The sequence below is a fragment of the Pokkaliibacter plantistimulans genome (assembly GCF_003194385.1).
Lineage (GTDB): Bacteria > Pseudomonadota > Gammaproteobacteria > Pseudomonadales > Balneatricaceae > Pokkaliibacter > Pokkaliibacter plantistimulans.
Map to the genome: position 1 here is coordinate 1 of NZ_LAPT01000150.1, position 8585 is coordinate 8585.

Sequence of the window (8585 nt, forward strand, 5' to 3'; positions counted from 1 at the left end):
TCGTTATCTCCACTTGAATGCATAGACGTTGAGGGGATCAGGTTCAGGGTATGTGTAGATGCCCTGAACCTAACAGAGTGCGTTTTAACAGGTCGTTGAAAATCTATCTGCGTTGCCGAATACCGCGTCAAAAACAGGCTCAAAATGCTCATTTAGCTCACTAAACTCCGCTTTTTCGCCTGTTTTTTCCTTGTCTCGGCGGCCTCGATAACGTTTTTCAACAGCCTGTTAAGCAGTGATTTCCTGCACACCCTGAGGGGTGCCCATCAGGATCACGTTGGCACCACGGTGGGCAAACAGACCGTTGGTGACGACGCCGGTGAGCATGTTGATCTGCTGCTCCAACGCTTTCGGATCAACAATCTTGAGGTTGAAGACGTCCAGAATGACGTTGCCGTTATCGGTCACCACGCCCTCACGGTACTCAGGATCACCGCCTAGTTTGACCAGCTCACGGGCCACATAGGAGCGCGCCATGGGGATCACTTCCACTGGCAGCGGGAAGTTACCTAAGACCTCGACCTGCTTGGTCTGATCGACGATGCAGATAAATTCCTTGCTGACCGCCGCCACAATCTTCTCGCGAGTCAGGGCGGCGCCACCGCCTTTGATCAGGTTCAGGTGCGGGTCGAACTCGTCGGCACCGTCGATGTAGAAAGGCAGGTTGCTGACGCTATTGAGGTCATACACCGGAATGCCGTGGGCTTTAAGGCGATCGGCCGAGGCCTGTGAGCTGGCCACGGCGCCGTCGAAACGGGTCTTGTGGGCCGCCAGGGCATCAATGAACAGATTGGCTGTGGAGCCGGTGCCGATACCGAGAATGGTGTCTTCTTCCAGGTGCGGCAGGATGCGGTCGAGGGCGGCCTGGGCGACAGCCTTTTTCATCTCGTCTTGGGTCATGGGTGCAGTCTTTCTGGCGGTGGGAAAGGCGCTAATTATAGGCAGTTTCTGCCGTGGCGGCGAGGTTGTGACGGTACAGCGGGGTGGTTTTGCCGGTTGCCCGGCGACAATGCGTTGCGTAATTCACCAGGCCCGGTTTCAGGGTATCGTCGCGCGCTGGCATCTGGTTAAATGATGGGCCCTCCGGCCTGGCGCGGTCGCGGGGACGTCAGGCGGCGCGGTTGCTGGCCTGGCGGCTAGACAACCCAAGGAAACGATCCTCATCATGCCACATCAATACATCAAGAAAATCCTGACCTCGCGGGTCTATGAAGCCGCGGTGGAAACGCCCCTCGATGAAGCTCCCAATCTCAGCGGCAAGCTGAAGAACCGTGTGCTGCTCAAACGTGAAGACCTGCAGCCGGTGTTCTCCTTCAAGATTCGTGGTGCCTACAACAAGCTGGCCAACCTGACCGACGACGAGCGTGCCCGTGGCGTGATCTGTGCTTCGGCCGGGAACCACGCGCAGGGGCTGGCAATGGCTGCCAGCCTGATGGGCGTCAAGGCCACCATCGTCATGCCCAAGCCGACACCGGATATCAAGGTCAATGCGGTCAAGGCCCGCGGCGGCAAGGCAGTACTGCACGGTGACACCTTCGACGAGGCCCTGGCCTATGCCCTCCGGCAGGTTGAGGAAAAGGGCTATGTGTTTATTCACCCTTATGATGATCCCTACACCATTGCAGGTCAGGGAACGATCGGGATGGAGATTCTGCGCCAGGAATCCGGCCCGATTAACGCGATTTTTATCCCCGTCGGCGGAGGTGGCCTGGCGGCGGGGATTGCGGTCTACATTAAATACCTGCGTCCGGAGATCCGTATTATTGCGGTGGAATCGGAAGAATCAGCCTGTCTCAAGGCGGCGATGGAGGCAGGTGAGCGGGTAGTCCTGCCGCAGGTGGGTATTTTTGCCGACGGCATTGCCGTGGCACAGATTGGCGAGCACACCTTCGAGCTGTGCCGTCAGTATGTGGACGAGTTCATCACCGTCAGCACTGATGAAATCTGTGCGGCGATCAAGGATATCTTTGATGACACCCGTTCCATCACCGAGCCTGCCGGTGCAACAGCGCTGGCCGGTCTGAAGAAGTATGTGGCACGCGAAGGGATCGAAGGGGAAACCCTGATTGCGATCGACTCAGGTGCCAACATGAACTTCTCCCGTCTGCGCTATGTGGCCGAACGCACCGATCTGGGTGAGAAGAGCGAGGCACTGCTGGCGGTCAAACTGCCAGAGCGTCCCGGTAGCTTCCGCCAGTTCTGCATGACGCTGGGCAAGCGCAACGTCACCGAGTTCAACTACCGCTATGCCGATGCCAGCACGGCCCATGTCTTTGCCGGTATCAGTATCGGCAAGAACGGTCAGGGCAAGGATGAGCTGCTGCGCGACCTGCAGGACAACGGCTTTGAAGTGGTCGATCTCAGTGACGATGAAATGGCCAAGCTGCATATTCGCTATATGATCGGCGGTCAGGCGCGGGAGATCACCAATGAGGTGCTGTACCGTTTTGAGTTCCCCGAGCGGCCCGGTGCCTTGTTGCGCTTCCTCAACAAGTTCGGTCAGCGCTATAACGTTTCGATGTTCCACTACCGTAATCATGGCGCGGCCGATGGCCGGGTACTGGTGGGGATGCAGGTGGAGCCGGGCGAGCGTGAAGCCCTGCTGAAGTCGATGGATGAGCTGGGCTATCCCTACTGGGAAGTCACCGATAATCTGGCCTACAAGCTGTTCTTGCGTTAAGTAGCAGCTATCAGGTTTTCATCGAGCAATAAGAATGGCGCCCACGGGCGCCATTTTTTATGGGTGGTGTTACGGCGCTCAGGCCAGCAGCGGGAAGCTGGCGGCGATGTCCGAACCGGTGAAGTGGGCGACCCAGCCTTCGGCATTGTTGAACAGACGGATAGCGGTAAACGTCGGTGCGCTGCCCATATCGAACCAGTGCGGGGTGTTCTCCGGTACGCTGATCAGGTCGTCCTTGCAGCACAGTACCTGATAGATACGGTCGCCGATGTGCAGGCAGAACAGTCCCTGACCGGCGACGAAAAAGCGGACTTCATCTTCGCTGTGGCGATGCTCGCTGAGAAACTTCTGGCGGAATTCATCTTTCTGCGGGTGGTCGGGTTTCATGCTGACCACATCCACGGTGATATAGCCGTTCTCATCTTTCAGGCGCTGAATGTCGCTGGCATAGGCCGCCAGAATGTCATCATTGCTCATCTCTGCCGTGATGGGGGTGCTGGCATTCCAGCGCTCGAAGCGGACACCGGCTGCCTGCAGCAGTCCGGCAATCTCGGCACCGTCCTCGGTGTGCTGCAGAGGCTGGCCGGGCTGGTTATCAGCGAAGATAGTCAAAGCGCTCATCAGGGTTCCTCAGGTTGGCGGGCAGTTGCGCCTGCAGGGCAGGCACACCGCCGTATAGTTATTCACAGTCCCCGCACCTTACCCGCTGCAGGGATTATCCACAACCCGTGCCACCGGGGCGGGCAGTTACTTGCAGGGGACCTCGGTAAAGTCAGTCGCAACCGGATGGCGGCCACTGGCAGGCTGGCCGTCACGACGCAGTTCACAGGTCTTCATCCCCGCTGCTCTGGCCGCATCCAGCTCTTCGGCAATGTCCGACAGGAACAGAATGCAGGGCGCCGGCAGATCAATCTCGGCCTGAATCCGCTGATAGGCGACACGTTCGCGTTTGGCCCCGGTGGTGGTGTCGAAGTAGCCGCTGAACAGCGGGGTCAGGTCACCGAAGTCACTGAAGCCGAACAGCAGCTTCTGCGCCGGTACTGAACCTGAACTGAACACATACAGCTCGATCCCGGCTTGGTGCCAGCGCTGCAGATAGTCATGGGCATCAGTGTACAGATGGCCGGTAAAGTCGCCCTGACGGTAGCCCACGTCCCAGATCATGCCCTGCAATGTTTTCAGCGGTGTGACCTTACGGTCGTCCTCGATCCAGCGCAGCAGGACGCCGATCAGCGTCTCGGTATCGGCTTCCACCCAGCCAATCTCGCCCGCCACCAGCATCAGCTGATGTTTGACCTGCGGGTCGTCGGCATGCTCGCGGACGAAGGCGGGCAGGTGCTCGGCGGCGTAGGGAAACAGCACATTCTTGACGAAACTGATATCGCTGGTGGTGCCTTCGATATCGGTCAGCACTGCTGCGATGCCGATGTCTTCCAGCGCCAGAGGATCCAGATGGGGGGTATCAGACTGACTCATCCTCGTCCTCCGAGACGACGCATTTCCATTTCACAGGCAAACAGGAATTCCAGCCCTTCCAGATGGCGGCGGGCTTCATCAATGGTCTGGCCCCAGGCATAGAGGCCATGGCCGCGCACCAGCAGACCCCATTGCAGCGGCCGGGCGCGCCAGCGCTGCTCAATCTGTTCGGCCAGTATCTGCATGTCCTGCGTATTGTCAAAGATCGGCAGGCAGACGGTGGCTTCATGGGTCAGGTTGCCTTGCAGGCTCTTCTGCATCTCGAACCCTTCCAGCGGCAGATGGTCACCGGGCGTCAGCCGTGACAGGACGGTAGAAGCGACCGAATGGGTGTGCAACACCGCGCCGATCTGCGGGCTGAGGCGATACAGCGCCGTGTGTACCAGGGTTTCGGCAGAGGGCTTGCCGGGCGTGATGGCTTCCCCGGCGAGATTGACCTGCAGGAAATCCTCGTCGGTCAGATAGCCCTTGTGGCGGCCGGAAGCCGTCACCAGCGCCCGGTCATCGCCAAGGCGCATGGAAAAGTTGCCACCAGTGGCGGGACACCAACCGCGCTGGTCAATCCAGCGACCGGCGTCAATCAGAGCCTGGCTGGCAAATGACAGAGTCATAGGCGGATCCTTGTTAAGGAATGGAGTGGACTGCCGACAGTATGGAGAGCAGCAATCCAGCGCAGACTGCCATTCTATGTCAGTGATGGCAGTGAGTGAATGTATATGGCCTGCTGACGATGGCTCCAGTTATCCCGTATGACTGTACAGATGCCGCAAACAGGCGGGTTTTACTGCGTGATCGGGTGAGTTTTTGCCGGTATTGCCGCTGCCCTGCAGGTGGCCGAGGGCTATACTGAAACAGGTGGATCGCAGGGGCCGGGCATGACCGTGCCACAGTTTGGGAAGAACGGGTGTGGGAAAAGCGATGTTGAACATGCCGCTAATGGCATTGCTGTGGTGCTGTTTAAGTCTGAGCTGGGCATCGGCTGCACGTGCAGAGTCGCTACGGATTGCTACCGAGGGCGCCTACCCCCCGTTTAACTATATCGATGCGCAGGGCAATCTGGTCGGCTTTGATGTCGATATTGGCAAGGCGCTGTGCAACAGCATGAAGGTCCACTGTGACTTTGTAGCCGTCGAGTGGGGCAAACTGCTGGATGGTCTGGAGGCCGGTTTCTACGACGTGGTGGTGGCCAGCATGGCCGACACGCCTGAGCGCCGTCATCAGGCGCTGTTTAGCGATGCCTACTACCGCTCCCACTCTTCTTTTGTGGGTGACCCCAGCCGCTTTGCCGACCTGTCGCCTGTGTCCCTCAGCAAAATGCGACTGGCTGCCGAGTCGAGCACCATTCAGGCGGCCTATCTGCATTCGGAGTATCCCGACAGCGTGGTAATCACGCCGCCCACCCAGCCCGAAGTATTTACTGCGCTGGCCAGGGGGGAAGCCGATCTGGTGCTGGCCGACTCCATCAGCATCCTGATGTTTCTCAAAAGTCCGGAGGGGCAACAGTTTGATTTTATCAACTACCCACTGGATACCAGCAAGCTCAACTCCACGGCCCACATCGCCGTCGGCAAACAGCATCCCGAGCTGGTCCAGCGCATCAATCAGGCGATCAACAACATTCGTCTGAACGGTGACTATGACCGTATCAATCGCAAGTATTTCCCTTTCAGTGTGTTCTAGATGCCGAACGCCAGAGAACAGGCGGCTGCGCCTCCTCAACTCCAGCCACCACTGAGCACGCTGGCACGACTGCGGCACTGGCGGCCACGGCTGATGGCAGTATCGCTGTGGCTGATGGCACTGGTGATCCTGTGTCTGGGGGCGACGGCCTGGATGGCTATTCCGCTGCTGGGCGATATTGCCCACAAGTCGATGCAGACCCGTGATGTGCATATTCCCACCATCGTCGAAACCCAGCGCAATGCCATCAAGCTCGAAGACCTCGGCCGCTACGTCAGCAATGTGTTCTGGTCACGGGATGCGCGAACCGAGCGGGACAACCGGCTGGAAGCCCAGGTGCTGGTGCAGGGCATCCAGCTGGATAAGGATGAGGAGCTGAGTCGCGGCACCGCCACTATTCTGGACGGCATCCAGCAGCTGATCCGCATCCGCACCGAGCAACGCGGTCTGGAAGACAGCATTCGCAGCCATGCTGAAAGCCTGCACGATTACTGGCTGCAGGTGTCGCGTCAGCTGACGGCGCCCCTGCCGGAGCTGGACAAGGTGCTGCAGCAGTTGCCGTTGCAGGCCATCCACCTGACCGCGCTCGACCCGCATATCGAGGACCTGCTGAAGGAAGTGCATCAGACGGAGATAACGCTGGCCAGTCAAAACCTGGACGAGGTCAGCCGCTCGGCGCTGCAGCGTCAGTTGCAGGCGCTGGATACCCTGCTGAGCCGGGAATTGCTGCTGGACAGCCATGCCCGTGATGTCTTTGCCGAAGTGCTGGATACGCAGCGTGGTCTGTCCAATCACCTTACTACCGATGCGGCGTTCAAAGCCAAACAGGTGGCCGAGGATGTGCGTGCCGATGCCCAGCTGCTGCAGCGCTACAGCCTGTTGCTGTTTGCGGTGCTGCTGGTGGGGACGGTCATCGCTTTCCTAACCCTGCATCGGCTGGTGCTGCGGCCGATTCACATGGCGCTGGGCGGTCTGCGCTCGGTACAGCATCATCATGCGGCCATTCGCCTGCCGCGGGTGCGTTTCCATGAGCTGGATACCATCTGCCGGGCGGTAGAGGAGTACGGCGACCTGACCAACCGGTTGCGTACGGCCAACACCGAACTGCGTACCCTGTCGCAGAGCGATGGCCTGACCGGGCTGGCCAACCGGCGCAGCTTCGATGCCCAGCTGAAGGCCGAGTTCAATCGTGCTCATCGTCATGGTCACGGGCTGGCACTGGTGATGATTGATGTTGATCACTTCAAGCAGCTCAATGATCAGCAGGGTCATCTGACCGGTGATGACTGTCTGCGCGCGCTGGCTGAGGTGTTGCTGCACTATACCCAGCGAACCGGCGAACTGGCGGCCCGTTATGGCGGGGAAGAGTTTGCCCTGATCCTGCCGCAGCTGACGCATCAGGAAGTGATCGCGCTGGCAGAAGACATTCGTGGCGAGATTGAACAGCTGGCCTCGGTACGTAATGAGCAGGGCCAGACAGTGCATTTCACCGTCAGTGCCGGCATCGTCCATTCTCCCCGCGGCCGTGATATTGCCAGTGTCGAGCAGCTTATCAGCCGTGCCGACAAAGCCTTGTATCAGGCCAAACGCAATGGCCGCAATCGGGTGGAAATCTACAGCATCGGCATGGGCTCGGACTCCCAGACACTGGGGCAGGTGTAATGCTTGCCTGACCGGGCGTGCCGGGATAGCGTTGCACTCACCTTCATTGCAGCGGCCACATATCAGGAGACACCCATGCATCCGATCATGCTGATCACCGGTGCCAGTCGCGGTATCGGCGCGGCGACAGCCCGTCTGGCGGCCCGTCACGGCTATGCCGTCTGTATCAACTATCTCAACAATCATGTGGCCGCCGAGACGGTGCGGGCTGACATTGAGCGCGAAGGTGGCGATGCCATGGTGGTGCAGGCTGATGTCAGTCAGGAGGCCGATGTGTTGCGCCTGTTTGCTGCCATTGACCGCTGGGGGCAGCTGGCCTGTGTGGTCAACAATGCCGGTATTCTGGAGACCCAGATGCGGCTGGAAGACATGAGTGTCGAGCGCTTGCAGCGGGTGATGGCGGCCAATGTTACCAGTACCTTTCTGTGCTGCCGCGAGGCCGTCAAACGTCTGTCGACCCGGCGCGGTGGTCCCGGCGGCAGTATCGTCAATATCTCCTCCGGCGCGGCCCGTTCCGGCTCGCCCAACGAATACATCGACTATGCCGCTTCCAAGGGTGCGGTTGATTCTCTGACCCTCGGGCTGGCCAAGGAAGTGGCCGCCGAGGGGATTCGCGTCAATGGCGTCCGTCCCGGCTTTATCTATACCGATATTCATACGGCGGGCGGTGAACCCGGACGGGTGGATCGGCTGGCGCCGCAGATTCCGCTGCAGCGTGGCGGGTATCCCGAGGAAGTGGCGGAAGCGATCCTGTGGCTGGCGTCGGACAAGGCATCCTATACGACAGGCAGCTTTATTGATGTGCTGGGTGGACGCTGAGTCCGGGGGCTGGCAAAACAGACAGGCAAAAAAATGCCCTGCTCAGACAGGAAGAGCAGGGCGGTTAATAATATGTCCCGCGAACGATTAACGGGACATACTTGCTTATGAAAAAGGTCTCCCTCCACGGTAGCGAGGGAGGTGGTCGGAAACCGGAGATGCTCCGACCGGAAATCGTCTACATCCTGAGCTTAGCAGGCTGTTGAAAAGCGTTATCGAGACAGCCGAGACAAGGAAATACTCCCAGAGCACAAGAAACAGGCGAAAA

General features: G+C 59.2%; 8 protein-coding genes. 4 read left to right on the forward strand and 4 right to left on the reverse strand.

Annotation, left to right across the window (positions count from 1 at the left end; translation table 11 throughout):
• Positions 1-228 precede the first annotated feature (228 nt).
• Entirely contained in the window at positions 229-900 is a 672-nt protein-coding gene (rpiA, locus tag WH50_RS24815; protein ID WP_104152753.1) for a ribose-5-phosphate isomerase RpiA, read from the reverse strand.
• 265 nt (positions 901-1165) lie between these two features.
• On the opposite strand from rpiA, the gene ilvA reads away from it, so the two are divergent.
• Positions 1166-2680 (forward strand): threonine ammonia-lyase, biosynthetic, encoded by a 1515-nt coding sequence (gene ilvA / locus WH50_RS24820; protein ID WP_104152752.1) that lies wholly within the window; start codon positions 1166-1168, stop codon positions 2678-2680.
• Positions 2681-2758: 78 nt separating this feature from the next.
• Here the strand turns inward: ilvA and WH50_RS24825 are convergent, their stop codons facing one another.
• From WH50_RS24825 to WH50_RS24835, 3 genes are all read right to left on the reverse strand, one after another.
• On the reverse strand, positions 2759-3301 hold the full coding sequence (locus WH50_RS24825) for a 1,2-dihydroxy-3-keto-5-methylthiopentene dioxygenase (protein ID WP_110190058.1): 543 nt from the start codon (positions 3299-3301) through the stop codon (positions 2759-2761).
• Positions 3302-3427: 126 nt separating this feature from the next.
• Positions 3428-4156 (reverse strand): acireductone synthase, encoded by a 729-nt coding sequence (mtnC, locus tag WH50_RS24830; RefSeq protein ID WP_207780476.1) that lies wholly within the window; start codon positions 4154-4156, stop codon positions 3428-3430.
• On the reverse strand, positions 4153-4767 hold the full coding sequence (locus WH50_RS24835; RefSeq protein WP_110190060.1) for a methylthioribulose 1-phosphate dehydratase: 615 nt from the start codon (positions 4765-4767) through the stop codon (positions 4153-4155). Before WH50_RS24835 ends, mtnC begins: the two co-directional genes overlap by 4 nt.
• Positions 4768-5074: 307 nt before the next feature.
• Between WH50_RS24835 and WH50_RS24845 the strand changes: the two genes are divergently transcribed.
• The 3 genes from WH50_RS24845 to WH50_RS24855 all read left to right on the forward strand — a co-directional run bounded on the left by WH50_RS24845 (position 5075) and on the right by WH50_RS24855 (position 8317).
• The gene (locus tag WH50_RS24845) at positions 5075-5836 is read left to right on the forward strand and encodes a transporter substrate-binding domain-containing protein (RefSeq protein ID WP_207780477.1); all 762 of its coding nucleotides are present in this window, start codon (positions 5075-5077) and stop codon (positions 5834-5836) included.
• Complete coding sequence (locus tag WH50_RS24850) at positions 5837-7498, forward strand: GGDEF domain-containing protein (RefSeq protein ID WP_110190064.1); 1662 nt, start codon at positions 5837-5839, stop codon at positions 7496-7498.
• 75 nt (positions 7499-7573) lie between these two features.
• On the forward strand, positions 7574-8317 hold the full coding sequence (locus WH50_RS24855; RefSeq protein WP_104152747.1) for an SDR family oxidoreductase: 744 nt from the start codon (positions 7574-7576) through the stop codon (positions 8315-8317).
• Positions 8318-8585: the final 268 nt, after the last annotated feature.